This is a genomic window from Spartobacteria bacterium UBA695 (assembly GCA_002298145.1).
GTDB lineage: Bacteria > Verrucomicrobiota > Verrucomicrobiia > Chthoniobacterales > Chthoniobacteraceae > UBA695.
In genome coordinates, this window is sequence record DBMP01000015.1 from 242,244 (window position 1) to 269,043 (window position 26,800).

Sequence of the window (26,800 nt, forward strand, 5' to 3'; positions counted from 1 at the left end):
CCCCAAAACGGCTGCCCTAACGGCTTACATACCAATAGCTAATGAACCGCCGGTATCGCTTCCTCCCGCGATTACGGCGGTTCACAATGCCTATTAAGAGGAACGAAATAATATTCAGGGCGAACCCGATCCCGAACCAGAGCGCGGCACTGCGGCAGGTTCGGTGGGCCCAGATGGCGCAAACTGCTCCGAAAAACGATAAAACGCCGAGCGCGGTAAAGAGGCGGATCACTTTCTGGTCCCGCTCATCGCATCGGGCCTGGAGCAGCTCCAGCTGGGTCGCGTCGGTCTCAAACTGGGGCGCCGGGGTGGCTGCGGGAGCGGCGTTCAGGGGCAGTGAAGCACCGCACGCCAGGATGATGGCGAGTAGGACAAACCTTAGGGTGCAAAGGGAATAAGCCACGGGAACAAGGTAGTTTGCTTTTTCCACCGGCACAGGAAAAAGCCCCATGCTGGCACGGGACTTTGTTCTATGCGTTCGCCTCCCCCTAGGCAACTCAAAAACAGCGTAGCCTGAGGAGGTTAGGTGTCGTTTCCGTTACGGTTTGGAGTCCGGCTCGGCGCGCCTGCCGTTGAGCACTTCATACTGGGCCGCGCACCAGCAGCCGCCGAAGATGATGATCGATCCGGCGAGGTAAATCCACATCAGCACGGCAATGACGCTCGCCAGCGTGCCGTAGATGACGTTGAAGCGGGCAAAGTTGCTCCAGTAGACGACGAACAGCTTTTGCAGGATCTGGAGAAACAACGTCGCCAGAAACGCCCCCATCCAAACCTCCCGGACATAGGTTTTCCGGCGCGGGGCATACTTGTAGAACATCAAGAGGCCGTAAAAGAGGACGGCAATGGGCAGGGTGAGCCGGGTGATGGAAAACGAATAGACCAGCACCTCGAAGCCCGCGACGGCATGGGCCCGCCAGTACGCCTCGATGGCTGTCATGAGCACGGGCGCGAGCACGCCCAGGCCGAGCGTGGCCGCGAGGATCAAGACCATGCCAAAGTTGGCGATCGGCAGCCGCCACCAGGAGTATTCCTGCGTTCCCCAAGCCCGGTTGACGCCGTGGACCAACGCCTGGAAGAAGCGCAGGGCGCTCCAAGCCAAGGCGAGCAGAGCGACGAACCCGGCCTGTCCCCTCGCCTTGAGCGCGCCGTGGACGGTTTCGGAGACGATGTCGCGCTCGTTGGGGTTGGTGGGGATGTACTGGCCGACGAAATGGAGCACCTGGCTGGCGACCTCTTCTTTGTTGCCGAGGATCATGGTGCCCACGTAGACGAAAAGCAGCAGCAGAGGGAAAAGGGCGAAAAAGGCGTAATAACCGAATGACGCGGCCCGCAGTTCGCCATCGGTCTCCACGTACCGGTTGATCGTGGTGACGATAATGGCCCAGAGTCGGCGGCCTCCCTCCAAAGCGCCGCTACAAAAGAGGCTCCCGATGCGTTGGCCCAGGGCAACCACGCGACTACGGAAGCTTTGAAGTCTCATTTTCCCGCTCACTATAAGAGCTTTTCGAGGGGTGGCGAGTGGATATTTATGCCTCCAGGGCAAAGGCGAATGGCCTCAGCCAAAGGTGCTCTTGGGATCGCGGAAATCGAGGTCTGGGGAACGCCCCGCCTGCCCCCGTTTCCCCAAAAAAAGGGCGGTTCCCTTTTCAGAGAACCGCCCCGCTCTCCCAAATTTTTTCCGCCCCCTCGCAAGCGATTTAATCCCCCGGCTTGGGGAATCCGCCCCGGCCTTGGTGGGACTCGTGGACCGAGGATTCCGATCCCGTCGAGATGTCCTCGGCGTGATGGGTTTTCAGAATGTCCTTGGCCCGCTCCGCCAGCTCGGAATTCTCCGTGTGAATGGAAATGAGAATGTTGCCCTCCTTGATCTTCGACTCGTAGCGGCGGGCCTCGAACTCCGGGATCCCCATGCCAACGAGCGCCCCGACAATACCGCCCACGGCAGTCCCGACCGCCGCACCGCTCAAGGCCGCCATGATCGGACCGGCCGCGATAAAAGCTCCCAGCCCCGGAATGGCCAGGCTGCCAATGCCCGCAAGCCACCCCAGGATGCCTCCGACAACAAACCCCGTAGTGCCGCCCGTGGTAGCCCCCTCGGGAGCCTTGGTCTCGTGTTCGAGCGCGAAATCCCGGGTGCCCGACGTATCGGCAAAGAGCATCGAGATGTCACTGCTTAGGAATCCCGCGTTTTTCAGGCGATCCACGACGGTCTCGGCTTGTTGACGGGTATTGAGGATTGCGAATACAGATTTTTTCATAGGTGATTAGTGACGCGTTTCTCTAAAAAGTTTCGGATCGACTCTGCCGGGCGGCCGTCATCCCCGGGCGCGCCATCGGCAAAAAAGAGGCTTGCGCCGCGGCATGGTTTGGCCCTCTAAATAGGGCTTTACCGGAACCCGCGGAGCCGACTTCCCCTGATTGGCGCGCCAGGGGGAGGCTTGTTTATGAAATCTGCGCCTTTTTCACTTTCGAAACGACCCACCCGCACGGCCTACACGCTGCTGGAGCTCATGGCGGGCATGGCGATTCTGGTAGCGCTAATGACCCTCTCCACCCCCGCGATCCAGGCGCTGCAAGGCCCGGGGAAAATGAGCACCGCGGCCTACGAGATCGCGGGCGTGCTGCAAAATGCCCGGACCTACGCGACGGCCAACCGCACTTACGTCTGGGTCGGCTTTTTCGAGGAGGAGGCCGGGGCCCCCGGGACCGCCGGAAACGGGCGCATCCTGATGTCAGTGGTGGCCTCCCGCGATGGCACGGAAATTTACAATGAGAACGGCGACAGGGCGCAAATCGCCTCCGATCGTCTCATTCAAGTCGGCAAGCTGGTCAAAATTGAGAATGCGCATCTCGGCCTTTTCGATCTCGGCACCGGCGCGGACGCCTCGTTCGCCGGAAGGCCCGCCGTGGACGAATCCTACGGACGCTATGGCGAAATCAACCAGACCACGGGCAGCCGCCCCGCCACGACCTCCCGCTTCCCCTTCCAGTATCCGCTGAACAACGGCGCGCCCTCCTACCTTTTCCAAAAAACCCTCCTCTTCACCCCCCGGGGCGAGGCCAAGGTCAACGGCACCTACAAGATGCGCCCGGTAATCGAGCTCGGCCTGCAACCGGCGCGCGGAGGGCAGGTCGATTCGAGCAGCCAAAACGTTGCCGCCGTGCAAATTTCAGGCATTCTGGGAGCGGTGAAAATCTACCAACCATGATCCTGAACGACCTCCAAATCGCCGAACTCGCCCGCGAGGGCATGATCGACCCATTTGCGCCGGAGCTGATCCGCTGCGAGGGGGCCACCCCCATCCTTTCCCATGGCCTTTCGAGCTATGGCTACGACCTGCGGCTTTCCCCCCGGGAGTTCAAGATTTTCCAGCACATCCCCGGCACGGTCGTGGACCCGAAGCATTTCAACCCGGAAAACCTCAAAACCGCCGCGCTGCTCCACGACGAGAATGGCGACTACTTCATCCTGCCCAGCCGCAGCTACGGCCTGGGCGTGGCGGTGGAAGCCCTGCGCCTGCCGGAAAACGTCAGCGCCATCTGCGTCGGAAAGAGCACCTACGCGCGCTGCGGGATCATCGCCAACGTGACCCCGGCGGAAGCAGGCTGGCACGGGCATCTGACCCTGGAATTCTCGAACAGCAGCGCCGCCGATTGCCGCGTCTACGCTGGCGAAGGCGTCGTACAGATGATCTTCTTCCGGGGCGAGCCGTGCGAAACCAGCTACAGCGACCGCAAAGGGAAATACCAGGAGCAACCCCAGCGCATCACCCTCCCCAAGGTCTAGAGCAAACAGAGAACGCCGCAGCGCTCATCTCCGCGTCTCACCTCGCCTCTACTCCAGCCCGAGCAGCATCCGCTGCCAGGGCAGGATGCGCTCCAGCGTGGCGTCGGTATCCTGGGCAAGGTTTTCCAACAAACTCTTGGAGGCGATCAGCGAAGGGTCGATGCGATGGTGCTCGGCGGCGTGATCCCGGCGAACCTTGAATTCATCAAAGCGCTTTTCCATCGCCGGAGTGGGCCGGGGACGGTGATTGCGGATCGGCTGCGGCCACTCGCTCTCGGGTAGCGCCAGCGCCTGCTCGGCGGCCTGGAAAAACCGGCGGGCCCGTCCCCCGGAAAGATGCGGAACGTGGACCGGGTCCCCCTGGGCGAAGCGCTGCGCGGATTCGATTAAGAGGTCGTTGCGCAAAATATGGAAAGCGGGTTTATCGACCGCGCGGGCTTCGTCATCACGCCAATGCCACAGCGCCCGCAGCAACGCCGCCGAACGCCCGCGAAGGAGCCCGCTGCCGGAGATGCGCCAGACGGTTTCCGCTTCGCGCTCGCGGACAATCCGCGTGGCTTCAATGGCCTTTTCGCACGATTGCCGGAACCACTCCATGCGGCCAAGCTGACAGAGCTGGTCCTCCAGCTTGACGGCAAGCGCCTCCAGGTGCCGCGTATCGTTACCGGCGTACTCGATCATTTGCGGCGAGAGGGGCCGCCGGGCCCAGTTGGCCTTCTGCGAACCCTTGGCCAGCGTGATACCGAAATGGTTCAAAAGCAACGCGGCCAGGCTGAACTCGGTACAGCCCACCAGGCGCGCGGCAATCATCGTATCAAACACGCCGCCAACCTCCGTCAGCCCAGCGCGGCGCAGGAGCCGCAAGTCGTAATCAAGCCCCTGAATGATGATCTCGTGCCGGGGCAGCTCCGCGAAAAGCGGTTCCAGCGAGAACCCGGCCAGCGGATCGATGAGAACGTCCTGGCCAGGAATGCTGATCTGCACGAGGCAGAGCTTTTCGAAGTAGCAGTGGAGGCTGTCGGCCTCGGTATCGAGCCCAATGCGCCCCACTTGACGCATGGCGTCTACAAATTCGGCAAGGGCTTCGGACGATTCGATCACTTCTAGCGCAAGCCTCTTAGCAAAAGTTCAGCGTTGGTTTTGGTCGCCTTGAGCTGTTGGACCAGGATCTCCATGGCCTCCATCGGCGGCAACTGTGCGAGCTGCTTGCGCAGCAGGCTCACCCGGGCAAATTCGTCCGGATGATAGAGGAGATCCTCCCGGCGGGTGCCGGAGTTGAGAATGTGGATAGCGGGAAAGACGCGCTTTTCCACCAGTTCGCGGGCCAGGTGCAGCTCCATGTTGCCGGTGCCCTTGAATTCTTCGAAGATGACTTCGTCCATCCGGCTGTTGGTATCAACGAGCGCGGTGGCGATGATGGTGAGGCTGCCGCCTTCCTCGACGTTACGGGCCGCACCAAAGAATTTCTTTGGCTTGGTGAGCGCCTTGGCATCCACGCCGCCCGACATGATGCGGCCTTTGCCGGGCATCAGATTATTGTAACCGCGCGCGAGGCGGGTAATGGAGTCGAGCATGACGACGACGTGCTTTTTCAGCTCCACGAGACGCTTGGCGCGGTCCAGGACGATCTCGGCCACCTGCACGTGGCGCGGGGCGCTCTCGTCGAAGGTGGAGGAGAAGATCTCCGCGTCAACTTCCCGCTTGAGGTCGGTGACTTCCTCGGGCCGCTCATCGACGAGCAAAAGGATGACGTGCGTTTCCGGCGAGCTGGCGCGAATGGCCTTGGCGATGTCTTTCATGATCATCGTCTTGCCACCACGCGGCGGGGCGACGATGAGCGCGCGTTGGCCGCGGCCCAGCGGGGTGATCAGGTCAACGGCCCGGCCCGTCAGGGTGCGGGTAACGTTGTTCTCCAGAACGATGCGCTGGTCGGGAAAGAGAGCGGTAAGGTTGTCGAAGGGCTTCGGCGGTTCCCATTTTTCCAGCGGGATGCCTTCGATGGAGAGGATCTGGTCGGCGGTCATCCAGCGGTCCTTGCCCTGGGGGCACCGAAGCTTGGCGGAAACAAGATGGCCCTGCTGGAGGCCGTAACGCTGGATCATCCAGCGCGGCACGGAGACGTCTTCAGGAAAGGGCTTGAAGCTGAACCGGGGCCAGCGAAGGAAGCCTTGGTGCTCCCCGGCAGTCAGCTCGAGGACGCCCTCGGCGATGAGTTCCCCGCCATGGCTGGCATGGAATTTCATCAAATCGAAAATGAGATGGTGCCTGGTACGATCGGGATTGACGCGCATCCTCAAGGCCTCGGCGCGTTCCATCAGGGCCGCAAAGGTCATGGCGTGCAGTTCGTCGAGATGGAGGCGGCCAGGGCGCTGGGGCGACTCCGGTTCGGGAGCCGACGGCGTTATCGTGGCAGGTTGTTCATCCATAGTGCGTTTCTAATCAGGTATCTCGCAAAAAGTTCGGCTTGTTCATCGAGGCGCGCTTCGGGCGCGTCATTCCAGACGACATAATCGGCCCGAGCGGCTTTGGAAGCAAGGCTCGTTTGTGATGCGATCATTTTACACGCCATTTCCGGGGAAAGTCCCCTCCGCGCCACAATCCGCTCAATCTGAGTCGCTTCCCGGCAGGCCACTACGACCACGGCGTCGCATTGGCCCTCGGCTCCCACCTCGTACAGCAGCGGGATATCCAGAAGAAGCCACTCTGGCGCTTTCCCTGTGCGCCCCGGGCTGGAGCCTCGGAGAGCCCCTGCTTTTGCCGTCCAACGGGCCCGGATGGCCGGGTGGAGGATTTCCTCCAAGATACGGCGCTTGCTTTCGTCGGCGAAGACCCGTTCCCGGAGCCATTGCCGGTCCACACCGCCATCGGCTGAAAAAGCGGAGGGTCCGAACCGCTCTTGGAGGAGCAGCCGGACCCCGGAATCACTTTGGACCAGTTCGCGCGCGGTGGCGTCGGCGTCAAATACTTCCGCCTTCAGGAGCTGGGAAAGCCGGCCAGTGAAGCTCGACTTTCCCGAGGCAATGCCTCCTGTAATCCCGATGACAGGCACGAACGCTTGGGTCCGCTGCCGCTATTTCAGCGGCAGTTGCGGAGCGAGGAGCGGAGCGTTGTCGGCCCCGGCGGCGCCGGGCAGTCCGCCCGCGGTCGATACGCCGGTATCGTCCTTATCCTCGTCCTCGTTGTTGATCGGATCGCCAGCCGGGTTGATCAACCGAGCCGTGACAAAGATCATGAGGTTGCGCTTTTGGTGCTGATCCACGGAAGAGCGGAAGAAGCGGCCAACGAGCGGCACGTCGCCGAAGAAGGGAACCTTGTCTTCGACCTTCTGAACGTCTTCACGCATCAAGCCGCCGAGCATGACCGTCTGGCCGTCCCACACGCTGACGCTGGTGCGCACGCGGCGGGTGCTAAAGATCGGCTGGTTGATGACGTTCTCGGTAATCATGGCACGAGGCAGTGTGTTGCTAGTGCTCGTGTCATAGAAATACGTGATCGTATCTTTGACGGTGTCGTATACCGATTTAACAATGTTGCCCGAAGTGTAGGCGGATACGCCGTAGATCGGGGTGCCGTAGTTGATGAAACCTTCGAATTCCACCACCTGCGGTTCAAGCTGTAGGTCGATCGTCGAGCCGTCCGCCCCTACCGTCGGGTTCACATGCAAACGTACGCCGGTGGGTTTGACATCGAACGCGGTCGGTGTAGTCGGCGTTACAACCATAAGGGTGGTGGAACTGCCGGAGCTCGGGACTTGAGGCGGGTTGTATTCAGTCGCGTATTTGAACTCGCGAACGATTTCGATTTCCGCTTCCTGACCGCTCTTGCAGGTCACGCGCGGGGACGAAAGGAGATCGACACCCTTCTTTTGGTTCAATGCGCGCATGAGCGCTCTGAAGGAGGCGTCGCCGAAGACGCCGCTGACTCCGAACACCGTGGGAGCAGGGGCTCCCGTCGCGCTGTTGGGATAGAGCAGGGAGTCGATGGCGTTACTGCTGATAGCGGCTCCGGCAGTACTGCCGACACCGGAACGGTTGGCGGCGGTCAAGGAACCACCGGCGCTTCCGGAGAAGATGGATCCAGCCGAGCTCAAACGGCCCAAGCCGAGGGAACCGCCTGTAATATCGAAGCTCAGTTCCTTCAGGTTCGTCTGGGTGATTTCGACGAATTTGGCTTCGATATCAACCTGGGACGGCACGGTGCCGTTCAAGGCTTCCACGAGGTTGTCGATCAGCTCGATCTGCTCCTGGGTGTTCTTGACGATCAAGCGGCTGTTGGTCGCGATGAACGTGGCGGAGGATCCCGGAGGGAACTGGACGCCCATGCTGGAGAAGTAGTCCTTGGCGGGAACGTGGTTGGCTACGCTGCTGCCACCGCTACTAAGCGTGGCCGCGCCAGCCGTCGGAAGGGCGGTCGCTGGGCTGCCGGAGGCGGAAGCCCCGCCCGCCGTCGTGCTGAAGGTGCCCGGCGGAACTTTGTATTCCTTGGTGATAAGGGTGTCGTAAACGGCCGTGAGCGGGACTACCGCGACGGCGTACGGGTCGATCTTATATTTCAGGCCCGCGAGACTGGTGATGTACCGGAGCACTTCGGCCATCGGCACGTTGGAAAGCGAAAGGGTGATCGGCTGGGTGCCGACGGCTCCACCGCCACCTGCCCCACCGGCTGTTGCGACCGGGGTAGCGGTTTCGAGGCCGGGAATCGCGGGAGCGGCTCCAGCGCCAGCGTCGGCGGAGGGAGCAGAAGGAGCGCCACTTCCACTGTCGAGCTGGAGAACGATGTTCACGCCGCGACGGGAGGGATCCGGATCGCGGTCAAGTTCGCGCGATTTAACCTTGAGGAATTCAATGGCCTCGCGAACCGTGGCGTCCTTGAACTCAACCCTCGGGATAATGATGGAGTTGAGTTTGTTCTGGATGGCGACGGTGTTGTTCGTCGCGGGCGCGGAGCTACCGAGGATGCTCGACTTTGCCTGCACGCGGTGGATGGGCTGCTTCCAGGCGTCGGTCACTTTCCAAAGCATGCGGGCGCGGGTCTCGTCGTAGGCGCGCTCGGCGAAGTCCTGGCGGGCTTTGTCGACTTGGATCTGGCCTTCGCGGGCGGCGGTGTTGGTCGGGTCGACGGTGAGCACCTGGTCGTAGGTGTCCATCGCTTTCTGGTATTGAGCAGAATCGTAATACCCCTGGGCTTTGGCCAGCAGGTCGCGAACTTCCTCGATCTTGGCGTGGAATTTCGGGGTGATGGTTTTGTTGTAGTAACCGCGCTCGGAGAGGTGAGCCAGAAGCGTTTTGGCCTCTTTGCTGCCGGGGTTATACTCGGGAGCCAGGACGGCCTTGGCGGTCGCCTCGGCCTGGGCGAAGTTGCCCTCGGCGATCTGGCGCTCGGCCAGTTTGACGCTGGCGGTGGTGTAGCGCTCGATGGCGGCCCGGCGCAGGGTGTGCGTCACGGGGGCGTCACGCAGGGCGTCGGCGGCAAATTTATACTGCTGCACCGCGGTGTCGTAATCCTTCTTTGCAAATGCGGCGTCGCCCAATGCGATGGCTCTTTGAGCCTGAGCCACTTGGTCGTTACGACGGGCAATTTCGCGGTCGGCTATTCCCTGGACTGAATGCTGGGCACTGGAGCGGGGAATATCGCCGGCACGGACGGGTACGACCGCGGCTAAGCACACGGCCGAACTGAGGATGTACAACGGGGGCTTGATCATATACAGGCTGTCTACGGACTTTCTAGGAGGGTGAAATTGTCGTGCCGAGCCGTGGGCGCCGGGCGAAGAGGTGTTTTCTGGTTACATGAAAAAAGAGGGAGCAAACCGTACTTGCGCGGCCCACTCACTCCAGGCGGGGAACTTTGATCTGATCGCCAGTTTTAACGTTTATTATTAGTGCCTCGGCGTCGCCAATGTCAATCAGTTTGTACTGGATATCAGCTTCGGGCTTGAGGGTGAAGGTGCCGTCTTTCTTGACGATGACTTCGGTGCTGTCCCAGAGGTAGGCGAAACGGGCGTAGAGATCGGGCGAGTCTGCCTGGTGGCGCACGGTCATGACGAGGCGGAGGTGTGTCTCGGTATTCTCCACGGTGAGGGTGGAGACATCTTCATCCACGCCGGTGCGCTCGTTGAGGACCGACTTCTTTTCGAAAGAAATGACCTTGTACTTGGTCCCCTGGATGGTGTCGCCGATCTTGACGAACTGAGAGGGTTGTTTGACGTCGACCGTGTTGATCTGGAAGTTGCCGTCGTCGTCGTAGGCCTCGAATTTCAGGCGCGAGGATTTTTTGACGAATTGCTTAAGGCGCAGCTTGGTGATGTAGGCGGGGTGGGACGCCGGGTCAACCGGGTTGGTCTGGCCGTTGAATTCGTCAAGGTTGGTGAAGCCGTCTTTGTCGGGGTCCTGGTCGAGGACGTCGTTGTCGAGGATGCGGTCGGCGAGGCCGTTTTGCAGGAACCAGTCGTTGGGAACGGGGGCATGCAGGGCGGGGCTACCGGGCTCGAAGGGGTCGATCAGCGAATCTCTCTTGGTGATGGGATCGGTCTTGCCAACGTATTTGCGCGAGACGAAGAGGGAGCCGTTGTGCGCTTTCCATTCTGGCGGGGTCTGGAGGATGGTGTTGGCCTTTTCCATGGCCTCGGTTTCCAGCGAGACGACTTTTTTGCCGTGGGGCGGATCGGTGAGCACGGGGGCGAAGCGATCGGAGAACCCGCGAGCGGTCAGAATCAGGAAAATCGACGATACCAGCAGCGCTACCGCCGCGACAATCAGGGCGAAGCGATCGTAGTTCTTTTTGATCCAGTCCATAATTATTTCGGCAGGTTGCTGGCGAAGACGACAGTGTCGAAGTCCAGGGTCACGTTAAGTTTTTCAATACCGAGAACGTATTTGAGTTTGTCGGCTTGCGCTTGAGCGCCAGGGGTGGGCGTCGGGGTCGCTTTTTTGGCGGCGTCGCCCCGCTTTGGCGGTTTGGCTTGCTGGTTCTCAACTTTGACGTTGCGAATGATGTAAAACTGCTGGGTGCTCTTGGAGAGGTCGTTGATGACGTCCTGGAAGGCCTGCTGTTCGCCGACGAATTTGACGGTGAACGGGTACTTGCTGACGAGCGGGACGGGGGTGGCGCCCGCTTTGCCTTTGCCCTTCTGTTTCGGGTCGATGGGGGCGGGGGCTTTGGCGGCGTCGGCTTCCTCGGGCAGCTGGGGCCGGGTGATGGCTTCGATGGAGGCGACTTTCCGGTCGATCATGGTGGAGATGACCAGCTCGATGCACTTGAGCTGGCGGCCAAGAGCGGCGGCGGCTTCCGGCTTGGGTACCGAGGTGCGGTATTCGGAGAACCCAAGGTTGAGTTTATCGGGGAAGACGACTCCGGCTTTGGCGGCTTTTTCGGCGAGCGATTTTACAGAGGCGTTGAGCTGGTCCTGGAACTGCTCGGGCGTGAGTGGATCGAGCGGGAAGGCCATCGGCACGAGCTTCTCGTGAAGGGCAACGACGGATTCATCCGCGATCTTTTCCTGGTCCTTGAGGATTTTGACGTTGGAGGGCTCCGGGTAGAGCGGAAGGGATTGCAGTTCGCTTAGGCGGTCCTTCTTTTCGTTGAAGGCGGTGTTGGCTTCGTCGTAGGCGCTGTAGGAGGAGTAGACTGCCCATCCGAGGCCCAGGGTGCCCAGGCCGACGACGGCTCCGAAGATTGTGAAAAACTTGTTCTGACCCAGATTCATGGCACGAGGGACTTGTTAAGGGTAAGGCGAATCGTGTAGGTGGCGGCCCATTCGTCCGGCTGCATGGTGCTGCGTTCTTTGGTGGGCTGGACGGTGAAGTAGGACGATTTGGCCAGGGCGTTGGAAAAGTCGTCGACGATGCCAACTCCACGGGAGTTCTGCGCGTCAACATACATGCCTTTGAGCACGAGGACGGGTTTTTGCGGGCCCTTGGCGTTTTTGTTGTTGGCGGCGGAGGGGGTTTCTTTCGGGATTTCGATGTCCAGGGAGGAAACCCAGATGGAGCGGTCGGGGAGGCGCGAGTTGATGTCCTCGATCATGCTCAGCCAGTACTGGCGGTCGTCGACGGCGGCGGTGAGCGGGGCGGCGACTTCCTGCTTGGCTTTGATGGTGGCCCGGATTTTGGAGAACTGTGCGTTGACGGATTCGAGGCCGGCGATTTTCTCTTCCAGCTTGGCGGTGACTTCGCGCTGGACGGTGGTGCCGTGGGCGAAGTAGGCCCACCAGCCGCCCAGGATGGCGAAGAGGCAGAGGCCCGCGGCGACGAGGCAGGGAACGCGCGCGGCGGTCTCCTTGGCCTGAACGACGCTGGCGGGCTGGAGGTTGAGCTCCATGGGGCACTCGGAGCCGCTGCGCAGGCCGAGGCCGACGAGTTCGCCCAGCAGGTGGGCGTCCCGGACGATTTCGGTGACGTCAACGCCTTTGTCGACGGCGACGTTGCGCAGGGGGTTCAAAAATTCGATGGGCAGGGCGAGTTTCTCGCTAAAGAATTCGCGCATGTAGGGCATGGCGACGGCGCCGCCGCACAGGAAGACGCGCTCGGGCTGGCTGCCGCTCTGCTGGGAGCGGTAGAAGGAGATGGACCGGGTGATCTCGGCGTGGAGCCGGGTCATGGAGTTGCGCACGAGCTTGGAGACGCGGGCGATTTCCGGGTCTTGCGGCTCGGCGTAGGTGCCGCCCAGGCTGACGAAGCCCTGGCGCTTTTTGCGCTCCTCGGCCTGGCCGAAGGGTTCGTTGAAGTCTTTGACGATGGCGGCGGTGATGGTGTTGCCGCCGATCGGGATGGAGCGGGAGAATACTTTCTTGGCCTCGATGAAGATCAGGTTGGTGGTGCGCGAGCCGATGTCGATCAGGAGCGAGCAGCCCGAGAGGTCGCTGTAGTTGTAGCGGTAGGCGTTGTAGAGCGCCATGGGGCTGACGTCGACGACTTCGGTGCGGAAGCCGGCGTCCTGGACGGCTTCGTTGAGCTCTTCGAGCAGGTCGCTCTTGATGGCCACCAAGACGACTTCGAGTTTGCCCGGGTCGGGAGAGGTGACGAGTTGGTAGTCCCAGACGACTTCGTCGATGGGGAAGGGGACGTTTTGCTGGGCTTCGAAGGCGACGATCTGGTCGATCTGTTCCTCGCCCACGGAGGGGAGCTTGACGAAGCGGGTGAAGACGGACTGGGCGGGGATGGAGTAGTTGACCGCGGCTCCGGAGGCTTTCAGATTCGCGGCGAATTCCTTGAGGATGACGCTGGTCTGGGCGACCCGGGTGATGTCCTGGGCGGGATCAGCGAGCAATTCGGCGGTGCGGTAGCCCGAGAGGATCAGGCCTCCCTGGGGGTCCCGGATAAATTCGGCAAGTCGGACGGTCTGGGAACCCAGACTCAAGCAGTAGATACGTTGAGGCGCAGCCATGATTTGTTAACGCACCCGCACCTGGTTTAGAGGCATCCGCTGGAGTAAATCGCAGGCTCCGACGCCCGAACGACGGACGCCGACGATGCGATTCCCGGTCTTGGACTGGGGCAGACTCGCCCCGGCGACGTCTGCACGGGCAGCGGCCGGGCGCGTTAGCGCGAGAAGCGTAAACTCTTTCATGGTGGGGGAAAAAAGGGGGCGAAATAAATTTATGCGTGATCCCGCTTCGGAAGGCAAAGCAAAAGTCGGCCTTTTTCAAGAGCCGACTTATGCCTGTCCCTGGGATTAAACCCGGGGACGGAAGTAGTCGATCGTTTTGACGATGCCTTCTTCGAAGGTGACCTTGGGTTCCCATCCGAGCAGTTTCCGTGCCCGGGTGATGTCGGGTTTGCGTACTTTCGGGTCGTCGACGGGCAGCGGGTGGGTCTCGATGGTGGAGTGGCTGCCGGTGATTTTGATGATCTGCTCGGCGAATTCGCGAATGGTCATTTCGCGCGGGTTGCCGATGTTGACCGGTTCGTGGAAGTCGGAAAGCATGAGGCGGTAGATGCCGTCGATCAAGTCGCTGACGTAGCAGAAGGAGCGGGTCTGGGAGCCGTCGCCGAAGATGGTGATGGGGGCTCCGGTGAGGGCTTCGCCGATGAAGGCGGGGACGACGCGGCCGTCGCGCAGGCGCATGCGGGGCCCGTAGGTGTTGAAAATGCGCACGATGTGCGTATTGACGTGGTGGTAGCGGTGGTAGGCCATGGTGATGGCCTCGGCGAAGCGCTTGGCTTCGTCGTAGACGCCGCGGGGCCCGATGGGGTTGACGTTGCCCCAGTAGTCCTCGGTCTGCGGGTGGACGAGCGGGTCGCCGTAGCACTCGCTGGTGGAGGCGATGATGAAGGCGGCTTTCTTGGCCTTGGCGAGGCCGAGGGCGTTGTGGGTGCCCAGCGAGCCGACTTTGAGGGTCGGGATCGGGTGCTCAAGGTAATCGATGGGGCTGGCCGGGGAGGCGAAATGCCAGACGTAGTCGAGGGGCTCGTCGATGAAGAGGTACTCCGTCACATCCTGTTTGATGAAGCGGTAGTTCTCGTTGCCCGCGAGGTGGGCGATGTTGTCCTGGCTACCGGTGATGAAGTTGTCGATGCCGATAACGCGGTGGCCCTCCGCAAGGAGACGGTCGGTAAGGTGAGATGCCAGGAATCCGGCGCCGCCGGTGACAAGAGAGATCTTTTGCGAAGGTTTGGTGCTCATAGCTTGGGTTCTAGATTAGTAACGGAATACGTAAAATGGGAAGAGAAGATTTTCAAGAGAGCGCGGGAAGCGCGTCAGGAGCGGCAATTTTGACCACGATTTCGGTGAGGACGGTCTTGGGGTCGAGGCTGCTGGTGACCAGGGAGACGTTGGCCGCGAGGCAGGCGGCAAGGGCGGCGCGCAGCTCGGCGATTTCGTAGCGGTGGGCGTGCATGGCGGCGAGGCCGAGGGCGTAGGTGTTGAGGCCGCCGTCTTTTTTGCGTGGGAGGTGGTCGGTGGCGGTGGAGGGGAGGCGGTTGAGCGCGCCGGTGAAGTGGAACGGGGCGGAGGGGCGGCTGAGGCGGTGGCGCACCATGAGGTCCTTGGCTAGCAGCAGGTTGCGCACGGTGGGGATGACGGCCACGAGCAGGATGCCGATCGGGGTCTCGCCTTGGAAGAGGAGCTGATCGACGAGGGCGAGCGCGGCGTCCAAGTCGCGGGCGGCCAGGGCGTTGCCAAGCTCGAAGACGACGCCCGCGCGGGAGGACGGGACCATGAGGCGGACGTCGGCGGGGGCGACTTCGCGTCGATCAGGGCCGAGGTAGAGGTCGAGTTTTTCCAGTTCGTTATCGATCTGGCGGGAGTCGCCGCCGGTCTGGAGTACGAAGAGTTCCAGGGCGTCGGGGTCGAAGCGGAGGCCGAGGGCGCGGGCCCGATGGCCGACGATGGAGCCTGCTTCGTCTTCCCAACCGCTGCGGCTGGTGTCGAGCTTGTCGAAAACCTCCAGCGTGCCGACTTTGCCCAGCGCTTTGTAGAAGGCGCGGCGCTTGTCTACCTCCGGGGCGCTGATGAGGAGCTTGACGCCCGCGGGGAGGCCGGTTTCGAGGGTCTCGGCGAGGCGGGCCAGGGCGTCGAGCACGGCGGCGGAACGGCCGGTGACGTTGTCGGCCAGGAAGTTCGCATTTTTGAGCCAGACGAGCTTGTCGCCGCCGAAGAAGGGGAGGGTGAGGATGGCCTCGAGGGTCTGGTGAACGCGGGTGGAGGCGGCATCGGCGTTGTCGGCCACGCCGTCGATGATTTCGCAAGCGAGGTCGCCCGCGCCCGGCGGGGTCATCTCCCCTGCCCGCTGCAAGGCGATGCGCTTGACCTCGGCTTCGTCCGACCCGACGACGGCATGGATGCCGGAGGGGGCGGCGGCGTTTTTGGAGGGGGAGCGTTTGGCGGGAGCTGGCATGGAAGAGCGGGAATTTACGGACAAAGGGGCGCAACAATCAAGGCTATCTGGAAAACCGGTTGTAGCGCCGGACCAGGCCGAGGTAGTCGCCCACTTGATCGCCGTAGACTTTCGCGGCGGCGGCGGCAAAGGGCGTCCCGGCAATGATCTCGCCCACTAGTTGCGGGAAGCGCTCGGGAGGGAGGTCGCCGAGCAGGAAGCAGACGAGCTTTTCGCTGGTCTGGTAGAAGCGCCGGATGTCTTCCCGATTCTTGGGGTAGCCTTTGATGGCGGTGAGTTCTTCGAGGGGGTAGGTGGCGTCGTCGAACGGCGGGAGGATGCCCTTGGCCCAGACTTGCTTGCGCGTGGCGATGCTGGCGCCCCCGCAGTACTCGGCGAAGCCTTCGTTGAGCCAGTTGGGCCAGCGGTGGCCGGGGTAGACGCGCTCGACGACGACGTGGGCGGTTTCGTGGGCCAGGGTGCGGCTGTCGAAATTCTCGCCCATGCCGCCGATGTGCAGGTAGAGGTTGCCCGCGCAGGCCACGCTGCCGGACCATTCCATAAAGCCGACCTGCCCGCGGAACTCCTCCCATTCCCGCCGGTCCTGGAAAATGAAGACGTGGGATTTGTGCGCGATCTGCTCGTTGGAAGCTCCGAGCGCCCGGGCGGCGAACCAGAGGTCGTACTCTACTTCGCGAACGACTTTCTGCGCCTCGGTGGCGCGGCGGTAGTGGACGATGAAGTGCGGGGTCTCGGCGTGCTTCCATTTCTGGGGCGCGAGGGCGAGGGCTTTGAGGGCCAGTTCGTCCATCGAGAAGGCGGAGAGGGCCTCGAGCTTCTTCTCCTCCAGCCGCACCTCGCGCGGCGCTTCATCCAAGGCGGCAATGGCTGGGGAAAGGCCCATCGCCAGGGCCGCCACCAGCGAGAGTGTGCTCCGTGCTCCGATTGTCATAGAGTCTCCTTCTCCCGGGTCTGGGGCTAAAAAGCAAACCCAAAACTGAAATGCCACGCGCCGGTCGGCTGGTTGGGCTGGCGGGCAGGGTTCCAGCCGTAATCGAAGCGGATCGGGCCGATGGGGAGCCGGTAGCGCAAGCCCGGGCCGATGGCGAAGCCCGTCTGGCCCAGCTCGGAACTGAGGCGGCGGCCGGTGGACCCGGCATCGCCGAAGAGGGCGAGGTCGAAGTTATCGCGGATGGGCGTTACGAACTCGACATTGGCGACAGTGAAGGTCTCGCCGCCGACGGGATGGCCGTTGACGTCCTTGGGGCCCAGGGTGCGGTCCACGAAGCTGCGGACGGAGGTGGCGCCGCCGTTGAAGAAGCGTTCGTCAATGGGCAGGGCGGCGCTGCCGTTGAGCGGGGCGATCTCCCCGCCGCGCAAGCCGAAGGCGAGCAGCGAATCGCGCCCCACCGGCAGGTAGTACGAGCCCCGGAGGGTGCCGCGCACGAATTTCAGTGAGCTGCCAAAGAGGGTGGAGGCGTAGTCCCCGGTGGCATTGAGGACGTAGCCGCGCCGGGGGTTGAGCACGCTGTCGCGGGTGTCGTAGGTGGCGCTCAGGCCGACGCTGTCGGTGCGGTAGACGGTGGTGCCGAGGTCGGCTTCGGCGATATCGACTTTCTTGATATTGACCGCACGGGTGAGCGCAAAGGCGCCGAGTTCCAGGTGCTCGCCGATTTTGCGCGTAAGCTCGGGCCGGAAGCCGGTCTCGATTTTGGAATAGCCATCGAGGTCCTGGTTCAAGGCGTAGAGGCGCAGGCGCAGGGTGTAGTCGCTCTCCAGGATCCACGGGTCGGTGTAGGCGAGCTCGCCGCGCAGGAGTTTCTGGGCGATCTCGGTGTCGAAGGTGAGCGGGCGGCCGTTGCCAAAAAGGTCGCGGTCGGTGTAGCGGACGCCGAAGATCGCGCCGTCGATTTTGGCATAGCCGATGGAGAAGCCGACTTCGCGCGCCTTGGCTTCTTCGACCTGGAAGTCGAGCCCCACTTCGTTGCCCGGCAACGGCGTCTGGGTGAGGCGCAGGTTGGTGAAGAGGCCGGTGCCCATGAGCCGCCGGTAGCGTTTTTCGACTTCGTCGGGGTCGTAGACTTTCCCCTCCAGCCGCTTGAAGCGGTTCTCCAGGAAGCTGGCGCGCAGGCGCCCGAGGCCCTTTTGGGAGATGCCTTTGAAGTGGTAGACTTCGCCCGCTTTGACGACGAATTTGACGGGCACGGCGCCGCCAACGGCCTGGGCGGGGTCGGCCTGGCCGTGGACTTCGGCGGTGAAGTAGCCGCGCCGTTTGTAGAAGTAGACGATTTTGCGCTCCAGGTTGGTAACGGCCAGGGGGGTGAAGGGCTTGGTGGTGAAGACCTCCATTTCTTTGCGCAGCTCGGCCTCGGGGTAGAAGATGATGTCGCCCTCGAAGGTGATTTTGCCAAAGCGGTACTTCTGGCCTTCCTGGATGGCGATGACGACGTTGGCGCGGGTTTTGTCGGCGGAAAGGGTGACTTGCGGCGGGTCGACGACGGCGTCGAGGAAGCCCTCGGATTGGTAAAGGCCGCGCAGCCGCCCGACGCCGCTGTTAAGGTCGCTCTCGATGTAGGGCAGGACCTGGTTTTTGCGGCGACGGCCGGGGAAGCGCTCGCGGATGGCGCCGGTGACGTAGTCGAGCAGTGTGGCGGAGGGCAGGTGGGCGTTGCCTTCGAAGCGGATCGTACCGAGCTGGGTCAGCGGGCCCTCGCGGATGGTCAGGCGCAGGGTGGAGCCGCTGGCGATGGTCCAGGTGACCTCGGCCTGGGAGTAGCCGTGCTGCCGGTAGAAGACGCCGAGGAAAAACGCGGCGTCGTCGGCCAGCGCCGGGGAGAGGCCGGATTCTTCGATGGCGGTGAGTTGGTCGGCCAAGGCGGCGTGGATCTGGTTGGAGTTAAACGCCTTGGCTCCCTCTGCGATGAGGGTGAGCCGGGAGAGCTTGACCGGGCGGGGCGTGGGGGTGGCCAGCGGCAGGGCGGGCTGGTAGGGCTCGACGGGGGCGGGGTTTTCCGGCGTGGGCTGGAGGGGCTTTTCGCGCTCGGCCTGAGCATTGCGGGAGAGCGGCATCTCCGGCGGCGTGGGCAGGGGCGGCAGGGAGGGCTGGCCCTTGGGCGACGGAGCGGGGCTGGGGCGGGGCGAAACGCCCGGCAGCGGGGTCGGCTCCTGGACGGTCACGGGCGTCTGCGCCCGGAGCCCGAGGGGTAGGAGCAAGGCCAGGAATAAAATGTGCCAAAAGATTCCTTTGCGCAATGCGGTATGACTGGGCTTCGATTGAGTCATACTACCGAAAGCGGATCAAGTATTGCAGTTGCATACGCATGTCGCCCTGCATGTCGACGCCCGCGCCGATCTGGTAGGCGTTGGAGAGTTTGAGCTTCCCCATGAGCTCCTGTTTGCCGGTGCGCGGATCGACGCCGCCGACGTCGAGGGAGAACCAGTCAAACGGGTTGGCGCTGTTGCTGGGGGCGGTGCGCCGGGGGAAGACTTTGCGGTAGACGTCCTGGAAAAGGAGCGCGGCGGCGCGGCCCGTGGCGGCTTGGTTGTTTTGCTGGAAGTCGCGCGTGGTGGCTCCGGTGGCCAGGAGCGTGACGACTTCTTCCTGCGGCAGCGAGGGCTCGGAGGTGAAGAGCGTTTGCGGCTCCAGGGCGGTGCCGTAGAGGTAGACGTTGACGTTGTAATCCCGGATACGCGAGGAGCCGTGGATGTCGAGGGACGGGTTGAGCGAGGCGTTGCCGGAGAAGTAGAGCGCGCCGTGGTCGACGCTAAGGGTGCTGAAGGGGAGCGAGGCGACCAGGTTATCGACCCACACCACGCCGTCGAGCGTGGGGGCCAGGCCGCTGCCGCCAAGGCGCAGGTGGGCCTGGAGGGCGCCGTCGGCCAGGTTGCCCTTGACGACAAAGGGCTCGTCGGTCTGGAGAATGACGTTGTAGGTCCAGTCGCGGAAGGGCGTGAGGGTGGTGGAGAATTGGTAGCCCCCGAGGGCCGGTTTCGGCGCGGGGCGGCCCGGCAGGCCGATGGGCAGGATCTCGACTTGGCGGAAGAAGCGGCTCTTGTTAATGCCGAGCCTGCCGCTGACGTTGGCGGTGCCCAGCGGGCCGGTGAAGTGCAGATCGGCGTTGCTGCGGAAGGTCAGCGTGTCGTTGCGCACCAGGAGGGTCCCCTGGGATTGCAGGCGGAGGTCGAGCTGCGGGTTGGTGAGCGGCTCCAGCTTGACCTTGCCGGTGACGGAGAAGGGCCCCCCCGCGATGGCTCCGCTGAAGCGCTGGAAGGTCAGTTCGTTGCCGTTGAAGCGCAGGTCGCACAGGAGGTGGTCAACCCCGGGGACGGCGGGGCTGGTGAAGCGGATGGCCCCGAGGTCCATGGCTACGCCGCCGCTTAGGATCGGTTGGGAGAGCGTGCCGCGCGCCGTGGCGTCCACGCTCATGCGGCCCTCCAGGTAGCGGATGCCGGACAGGAAGGGGGCAAAGATCCCGGCGGGCGAAGGCGGCAGCTTGATGGACCCGGCGATGGGGGCTTGCGGATCGAGCTTGCGCTCGCGGATCAGCTGGCGCAGGTCGGCGGGCATGGAGCCCTTGAAAAGCAGCGGGCTCAAGCCCGGCTGGGCAAGCGAACCGGAGAGGGCCAGGCGCCCGTCTTTATAGGTGATCTGCGCGGAACCGGCGGCAGGGGGCAGTTTCTCCGCCGCGCCGCTCTGGAGGTTGCGGGCGTCGAACTGGGCGGTGAGGTCGGGCTCGGAGAGGGTCCCGGCGGCCTTGAAGGTCCCCTGGAGCGCCCCGCGCACGGCGAGGCCGGGGCGGGAGGCCGGGAAGCGCTTGGCGAGGTCAACCGGCTCCAACGTCAGGGCCGCTTCGATCGGCTCCGTGGGCGGAAGGAGCGTTCCGGGATCGGTCGGGTTGCGCAGGTCGAGCGGGAAGCTGAGGCTGCCGGTGACGGTGGTCTGCCCGCCCACGGTAAGGCGCAGGTCGTTGACGTGAAGGCGCTGATCGTGGAGGCGCACCCCGGCTTGCAGCGTCCCCTGGTCGCTGGCGAGTTTCAGGGCGGTGATCTCGACGCTCTCCGGAGAGTAGCTCCCGGCCACCTCGCCATCGACGCCGGTGAATTTCCCCCAGCAGCCGTGCCTGAGCGTTACCCTCCCCTCGCCCCGGTGGCGCATGGCGGCGATGCGGCCCGAGCCGCGCCAGTCGACCTCAAGCGCGCCGCCGATGGGGGTCTGGAAAAAGGGCTGGAAGAGGGCGATATCCTCTACGGAGCCTTTCAGGCTGGCTTCGTAGGCGTGGGGGTGGTCCAGGGCGAGCCAGCCATCGGCGGTGAGTTTGTCGTGGCCGTTGAGATCGAGGAGCCCTCCTTTTAGGTGCAGGAGGCCCTTCTCCAGCGGCAGCTCCAAGCGAATCTGGCGCGCGAGGAACTGGCGGAAATAGATATTCCCGGCGTCGAGCCAGAGGCCCCCCCCGAGGCCCTCGTGCCACGGGTGGTCGGCGTTGATGGGCCCGAGGGGCCGCGAGGCGCTGAAGCCCAGGCTGGCCTGCTTGAGGCCGAATTCCGCGCCGGCGACGTTCACCGCGTTGCCCGAACCCTCCACCAACAGGCGTTGCCCCTCAACGCGCAGGCTTCCCCAGGCCTCGATCGAGCCGCCGGTAAGGTGGGGATCGAGCCGGGCGAGGTCGGACGCGTTCAGGTCAAAGGTGCCGCGCAAGCCGTCGATGCGGACCTCGGCCCATTTGGTTGGGAGCTGGTACTCGCCGTCAAACGCGAAACGGTTCGCGCCGGTGGAGGCCTTGATGCCTTGCAGCCGGACCCGCCCCCCGCTCAGCAAAAAGCGCCCCGAGGCCTCGTCCAGCGCGAGCGTCCCCACGGTGGCGTTTTCCGTGTTAAAAACGATATCCCCCTGCCACGCCGCCGGGTTGCGCGGATCGCCCTCCAGCGATACCCAGGCTTCCCTCAGCGGCCCGGAGAGCGGCACCTTCCAGCCGAAGTGCCGCCCGAGCGTCCCCAGCGGCAGATTGGCCAGGTAGGCGTTGACCTGCACCCGGCGGTTCGCTCCGGAAAGGTCGCGCCCCCAGAGGAACACCCCGAGGTCACCCCCGAGCACGGTGCCCTCAAAGGAGAACGAGCTGACCCCCTGGTCGCGCCGGGAGGCGTCGAAATCCATGCGCACGCCGTGGATCTCCTTGCCGATATCGAAATCCCGCAGCACCAGGTGGCGGTTAACGTAAGTGGCGTTCGTGCGAAGGCCGCTCCACGAGCCGTAGCCGGGCAGATCAAGCTGACCGATGCGGATATACCCCTCGCGGTCTGGGTCCAGCAGCGCGTGGATGTCGTTCCAGACGTACATGCCGTGGCGGGTCCGGATGCTCAGGTTAAAGTTCTCGATCTGCGCCCGGTCGCTATACATGGCGGGCTGCTGCAGGATGTTGCGCAGAAAATGGGCCAGCTTTTTCTCCTCGTCGGTGCTGCTGCGGATGGGGGCCAGCTGGAGCTTGGCGTTGCGGAGGTTGTAGTAGGTCAACGCCCGGGCCGGGCCGCGCCGCAGGAGGGTCCAGAGGCTGTACTCCAGGCGCAGGCGGTCAACGTCGATGGCGTCGAACGGGACGGGGCCGTAGGAGACGGCGTGGACGTCCTGGAGCGTCAGGTGCGTCCAGACGCTGCCCCGGAGATCGCCCGTCAGCGTCACCTGGTGCTTCGCCGCGAGCCGGACGACGGCATTCCAGATGACGGCCCGCAGGATCATCTGGTGAAACACCAGCAAAAGGAGCGTCGCCAGGAGCCCACCCCGCCAGAACAGGCGCCCCCATTTCGCCCTGGAGCGACGGGGAGCCTTCGAGTGAGCCTCTGATGGAGCGGAATCCGGCATGTTTCTTAAGAAATGGGCCTAGCATAAAAGCGCTTGTGAAAAACGCAATGCCTCGGCTTTCCTTAGACTGGATTCCGCGGAGATTATTCAGCTTATTTCCCTACCGGCCCTCCAGGATCGCAGCGATGAAGCGGTCGATCGACGGCTGCCATTCCTTTTCGTAAACGGCGGCAATCCCGAAATCAAAACCGACGAGATAGCTCCCGCGCTCGACCACCGCGAGCTTCACCAAGGCGCGGTCGTTCCAAACGGGCCGATCAAACGCCGCCTGGGCCACCAAGGCGCTCTCTTTGCCGAAGATCCGCCGACCCTGGTATTCCTCGCGGACAAAGTTGGGCTTCTCCTGGACCCCCTTCAGCATCTCTTTGATCCAGCCGTCCGGGGTAATCATCGACTTCGGAATGACGTAGACCCGGCAATGCAAAAAATAGTTGAGTTGGTTGGTGGCCGTCGGGGTTTGCTTTTTCTCGTAGTAAACCTGCAAACAGCCCTTGTACGGAGCATCCTTGGTCACCGAAACCCGCGTCTGCCCATCGAGGCCCTTGGGAAATACCAGCCCGCTGCCGGGATCGACACAAGCCCCCGTCTGGGGGTCGAGCGGCAAATCCGACGACGGAGCTTCCTTAACCGTCTGGCAGCCGAAAAGAAGCCCCAGCGCCGCCAAGCCAGCCAAGCCCACAACGCTCCGCATCCAGAGCCTTAGATTTTGCATGGAAAAAACAACCATCCTTTTCTTCTAGAGGAGCGCCAGAGGCGGGCCAAGATTGGCAACGTGACAATCTCATGAAGAGGGCTTCACCTCGCCGAAAATCCGCCTATATTGATGCGACTATGTCCGATTCCTTCGTCCATCTGCATCTCCATACGGAATACTCGACCCTCGATGGGGCCGTGCGCATTCCCGACCTGATTAAGAAGGCGAAGAAATTCGACATGCCCGCCTGCGCCATCACCGATCACGGCGTCATGTACGGGGCCATCGACTTTTACCTCAACGCGAACAAAGCCGGGATCAAGCCGATCCTCGGCTGCGAGGTCTACATCGCCCCCGGTTCGATGACCGAGCGTAAAGCCGCCAGCGCCCGCGAGGCCGCCTATCACCTCAACCTCCTGGCCGAAAACGAAGAGGGCTACCAGAACCTGATCAAGCTCGTCTCCCTGGCCCAGTTGGACGGCATGTACTACAAGCCGCGGATCGACTTCGACTGCCTGGCAAAGTACTCCAAGGGCCTCATCGGCCTGAGCGCCTGCCTCAAGGGCCAGGTGCCCGCCGCCATCCTGGAGGATAACTACGGCAAAGCCCGCGACCTCGCCGCCCGCTACCGCGACATCCTGGGCAAAGACAATTTCTTCCTCGAAATGCAGGACCACGGCATGGAGGCGCAGCGGAAAATCAACGCCGTCATGCCCAAGCTTGCCAAGGAGCTGGGCCTGGGCCTCGTTGCCTCCAACGACGTCCACTTCCTCAACAAAGAGGACCACGAGGCGCATGACATCCTGATCTGCATCGGCACCGGCTCCAACGTCGCCGACGAACGCCGGATGCGCTACGGCACCGAGCTTTACTTCAAGAGCGCCGAGGAAATGCGCGAACTCTTCCGCGAACTCCCCGAGGCGTGCGACAACACCCTGCGCATCGCCGAGCGCTGCCACTTCAAGCTCGATACCTCGCCCAAGTACCCGGACTTCGCGCCGCCCGCCGGGAAAACTCAGAACGGCTACCTGCGCGAGATCGTCGACGCGGGCATCAAGCGCCGCTACAAGGAAAAGGCCGACTCCACCGAGGTGCAGGAGCGCTTCGAAAAGGAGATCAAGGTCCTTGAAGGCCAGGGGTTCGTGAACTACTTCCTGATCGTCTGGGACTTCATCAACTGGGCCAAGGAGCACGGCATCCCCGTCGGCCCAGGCCGCGGTTCCGCGGCAGGCTCGCTCATCGCCTACGCCATGGGCATCACGGACATCGAGCCGCTGGAGTTCAAGCTTCTCTTCGAACGCTTCCTGAACCCCGAGCGCGTCAGCCCGCCCGATATCGACGTCGACTTCTGCCCCAACCGCCGCCCCGAGGTCATCGAATACGTGCGCCAGAAATACGGCGAGCGTTCCGTGTCGCAGATCATCACCTTCGGCACCCTGGGCGCAAAGTCGGTCATCCGCGACGTCTCCCGCGTCATGGGCTGGAGCTACGGCGACGCCGACCGCATCGCCAAGATGATCCCGAATGAGCTGGGCATCACGCTCACCGGCTTCGAAAAGATGGACAAGGAAACCCACGAGATGAAGCACATCGACGGGGCCATCGACAAGAACCCCGAGCTGCGCGCCGCCGTGGACAACGAACCGGCCGTCAAGCAGATGTGGGAAGCGGCCGTCAAGCTGGAGGGCCTCACGCGCGGCACCGGCGTTCACGCGGCGGGCGTCATCCTCGGCTCGCGGGACTTGAGCGACTTCATCCCGCTGACCCGCGCCAACGACGGCTCCATTGTGAGCCAATACTCCATGGCCCCGACCACCGAGGTCGGCATGTTGAAGTGCGACTTTCTGGGCCTGAAAACCCTGACGATCATCACCGACGCGCAGAACCTCATCCGCAAGCACACGCCGGAATTCGAGATCAGCACCATCCCGCTCGACGACGAGAAAACCTACGACCTTCTCAACCGCGGCGACACCACCGCCGTGTTCCAGTTGGAATCCGGCGGCATGGTCAACGTCTGCCGCCAGTTCGACCTGACGAACATTGAAGATATCAACGCCATCCTGGCGCTCTACCGTCCCGGCCCGATGGACCTCATCCCGGACTACATCAAGCGCAAGAAAGGCCTGGCCAAGGTCAAGTACGCCCACCCGCTGCTGGCCAAAGTCTGCGCCGATACCTACGGCATCTTTGTCTACCAGGAACAGGTCATGCAGGCCGTGCAGGTCCTGGGCGGCTACACGCTCGGCGGCGCCGACTTGCTCCGCCGCGCCATGGGTAAAAAGGACAAGGAGAAGATGGCCAAGGAGCGCATCAAGTTCGTTGACGGCTGCGGCAAGCTCCACAAAATTCCCGAGCCCAAGGCGAACGAGATCTTCGACTTGCTGGAAAAATTCGCCGGTTACGGCTTCAACCGTTCCCACTCGGCGGCGTATGCCTGGGTCAGCTACCAGACGGCCTACCTCAAGGCCAACTACCCGGTCGAATTCATGGCCGCCGTGATGAGCAATGAAATTTCCAACACGGAGAAAATCTCCGTGCTCGTCACCGAATGCGACCGCATGGGGATCAAGATCATGGCCCCAGACGTCAACAAAAGCTCCCTCAAGTTCGCGCCCGAGAAACTCACGGGCGAACTGCCGCCCAAGGCCGATGGTACTGAGTACCACGGCGGCATCCGCTACGGCCTGGCCGCCATCAAAAACGTCGGCGAGGCGGCGATGGAAGCGGCCATTGCTGAACGCGAAACCAACGGCGTCTTTGCGTCGTTGGAGGATTTTTGCGGCCGGGTCGACTCCAAGAAAATGAACAAAAAGGGCCTCGAATGCCTCGTCAAATGCGGCGCATTCGACTTCACCCGCGTCGAGCGCGCCCAGCTATTCAGCGAGATCGACGGAGCCCTCGCCGCCGCCGCCAGCGCCCACCGCGACCGCGCCCAGGGGCAGATCTCCATGTTCGACGTCTTCGAAGCCGCCCCCAAGCCGAAGAAGCGCCCCGGCTCCGTGGTCCAGCCGTGGAGCCAGTCCGAGAAGCTCACCTACGAAAAAGAGCTGCTCGGCTTCTACGTTACCGGCCACCCGCTCGACGAATACCGCAGCGTCCTGGAAAGCGGCAAGTACCTCCCCATCGCGGGCCTTGGCGAGCAGGAAGACAAAGCCACCGTCGTCGTCGCCGGAGCCCTGGCCAGCGTCGAGCGCAAGTTCACGAAAAAGGATAGCAAGCAATTCGCCATCCTGAACCTGGAAGACCTCACCGGCTCCATCGAAGTGATGGTCTGGAGCGAGACCTTCAACAAAACCAACACGCTGCTCGTGCAAGGCGAAGTCGTCTCCATCACTGGCCGCCTCGACAAGCGCGAGGAGAGTCCGCGCCTGACAGCAAGCGACGTCAAGCCAGTCAAAAAATCCGAGCGCGTGGAAAAGCCGCTCGTCCTCAAGCTCGACCGCGTCACCGCGCTGCCCGAGGACCTTGAGCGCATCCGGGATATTATCTGGAAATATCCCGGAAACCGCCGGGTAAAAATCCACGTCACCGGCGGCGAAGGCAAGCCGGTCTGGATCGTCCCCTCCGACGAATTCCGCATCGGAAAAGAAGCCGAGGCCGCCCTCGCGGCCTGGACGGTGTAGGAATGAGTATATAAACCTACAG

General features: G+C 62.9%; 20 protein-coding genes. 3 read left to right on the plus strand and 17 right to left on the minus strand.

Annotated elements, in window-relative coordinates:
• Positions 1-16: 16 nt before the first annotated feature.
• From B2828_RS10015 to B2828_RS10025, 3 genes are all read right to left on the minus strand, one after another.
• Positions 17-451 (minus strand): hypothetical protein, encoded by a 435-nt coding sequence (locus B2828_RS10015; protein WP_479633588.1) that lies wholly within the window; start codon positions 449-451, stop codon positions 17-19.
• An 87-nt stretch (positions 452-538) separates the two neighbouring features.
• Entirely contained in the window at positions 539-1,483 is a 945-nt protein-coding gene (locus B2828_RS10020; protein ID WP_479633589.1) for a YihY/virulence factor BrkB family protein, read from the minus strand.
• A gap of 217 nt (positions 1,484-1,700) precedes the next feature.
• A complete protein-coding gene (locus tag B2828_RS10025; RefSeq protein ID WP_479633590.1) occupies positions 1,701-2,261 on the minus strand; it encodes a hypothetical protein in 561 nt (186 codons plus the stop codon).
• A 186-nt stretch (positions 2,262-2,447) separates the two neighbouring features.
• On the opposite strand from B2828_RS10025, the gene B2828_RS10030 reads away from it, so the two are divergent.
• Positions 2,448-3,212, plus strand: a complete 765-nt coding sequence (locus tag B2828_RS10030; RefSeq protein ID WP_479633591.1) for a pilus assembly FimT family protein — start codon at positions 2,448-2,450, stop codon at positions 3,210-3,212.
• The gene (gene dcd, locus B2828_RS10035; protein WP_479633592.1) at positions 3,209-3,790 is read left to right on the plus strand and encodes a dCTP deaminase; all 582 of its coding nucleotides are present in this window, start codon (positions 3,209-3,211) and stop codon (positions 3,788-3,790) included. Before B2828_RS10030 ends, dcd begins: the two co-directional genes overlap by 4 nt.
• A gap of 48 nt (positions 3,791-3,838) precedes the next feature.
• Here the strand turns inward: dcd and B2828_RS10040 are convergent, their stop codons facing one another.
• From B2828_RS10040 to B2828_RS10105, 14 genes are all read right to left on the minus strand, one after another.
• Positions 3,839-4,891 carry a ribonuclease D gene (locus B2828_RS10040; protein ID WP_479633593.1) on the minus strand — a complete coding sequence of 351 codons (1,053 nt, stop codon included), beginning with the start codon at positions 4,889-4,891 and terminating at the stop codon, positions 3,839-3,841.
• Between the two features lie 2 nt (positions 4,892-4,893).
• Positions 4,894-6,216, minus strand: coding sequence for a transcription termination factor Rho (gene rho / locus B2828_RS10045; RefSeq protein ID WP_479633594.1), 1,323 nt, complete (start codon positions 6,214-6,216; stop codon positions 4,894-4,896).
• The gene (gene coaE, locus B2828_RS10050; RefSeq protein WP_479633595.1) at positions 6,192-6,839 is read right to left on the minus strand and encodes a dephospho-CoA kinase; all 648 of its coding nucleotides are present in this window, start codon (positions 6,837-6,839) and stop codon (positions 6,192-6,194) included. The genes rho and coaE overlap by 25 nt, the downstream gene beginning before the upstream one ends.
• Before the next feature lie 21 nt (positions 6,840-6,860).
• Positions 6,861-9,494 (minus strand): Amuc_1098 family type IV pilus outer membrane protein, encoded by a 2,634-nt coding sequence (locus B2828_RS10055; protein WP_479633596.1) that lies wholly within the window; start codon positions 9,492-9,494, stop codon positions 6,861-6,863.
• A 124-nt stretch (positions 9,495-9,618) separates the two neighbouring features.
• Entirely contained in the window at positions 9,619-10,584 is a 966-nt protein-coding gene (locus B2828_RS10060) for an Amuc_1099 family pilus-like system protein (RefSeq protein ID WP_479633597.1), read from the minus strand.
• A gap of 2 nt (positions 10,585-10,586) precedes the next feature.
• Positions 10,587-11,495, minus strand: a complete 909-nt coding sequence (locus B2828_RS10065) for an Amuc_1100 family pilus-like protein (RefSeq protein ID WP_479633598.1) — start codon at positions 11,493-11,495, stop codon at positions 10,587-10,589.
• On the minus strand, positions 11,492-13,174 hold the full coding sequence (mul2B, locus tag B2828_RS10070; protein WP_479633599.1) for an Amuc_1101 family PilM-like pilus complex protein: 1,683 nt from the start codon (positions 13,172-13,174) through the stop codon (positions 11,492-11,494). Before mul2B ends, B2828_RS10065 begins: the two co-directional genes overlap by 4 nt.
• 6 nt (positions 13,175-13,180) lie before the next feature.
• Positions 13,181-13,357, minus strand: coding sequence for a hypothetical protein (locus tag B2828_RS10075; protein WP_479633600.1), 177 nt, complete (start codon positions 13,355-13,357; stop codon positions 13,181-13,183).
• Positions 13,358-13,462: 105 nt separating this feature from the next.
• Complete coding sequence (locus B2828_RS10080; protein ID WP_479633601.1) at positions 13,463-14,413, minus strand: UDP-glucuronic acid decarboxylase family protein; 951 nt, start codon at positions 14,411-14,413, stop codon at positions 13,463-13,465.
• Between the two features lie 52 nt (positions 14,414-14,465).
• Positions 14,466-15,626: a DNA polymerase III subunit delta gene (gene holA, locus B2828_RS10085; RefSeq protein WP_479633602.1), complete on the minus strand. Its 1,161-nt coding sequence runs from the start codon at positions 15,624-15,626 to the stop codon at positions 14,466-14,468.
• 43 nt (positions 15,627-15,669) lie between these two features.
• The gene (locus B2828_RS10090) at positions 15,670-16,557 is read right to left on the minus strand and encodes a peptidase MA family metallohydrolase (protein WP_479633603.1); all 888 of its coding nucleotides are present in this window, start codon (positions 16,555-16,557) and stop codon (positions 15,670-15,672) included.
• A gap of 26 nt (positions 16,558-16,583) precedes the next feature.
• A complete protein-coding gene (bamA, locus tag B2828_RS10095) occupies positions 16,584-18,818 on the minus strand; it encodes an outer membrane protein assembly factor BamA (protein WP_479633604.1) in 2,235 nt (744 codons plus the stop codon).
• A 70-nt stretch (positions 18,819-18,888) separates the two neighbouring features.
• Positions 18,889-22,458, minus strand: coding sequence for a translocation/assembly module TamB domain-containing protein (locus tag B2828_RS10100; protein WP_479633605.1), 3,570 nt, complete (start codon positions 22,456-22,458; stop codon positions 18,889-18,891).
• Between the two features lie 100 nt (positions 22,459-22,558).
• Positions 22,559-23,170: a hypothetical protein gene (locus tag B2828_RS10105; RefSeq protein ID WP_479633606.1), complete on the minus strand. Its 612-nt coding sequence runs from the start codon at positions 23,168-23,170 to the stop codon at positions 22,559-22,561.
• 119 nt (positions 23,171-23,289) lie between these two features.
• On the opposite strand from B2828_RS10105, the gene dnaE reads away from it, so the two are divergent.
• On the plus strand, positions 23,290-26,778 hold the full coding sequence (gene dnaE / locus B2828_RS10110) for a DNA polymerase III subunit alpha (protein WP_479633607.1): 3,489 nt from the start codon (positions 23,290-23,292) through the stop codon (positions 26,776-26,778).
• Positions 26,779-26,800 lie beyond the last annotated feature (22 nt).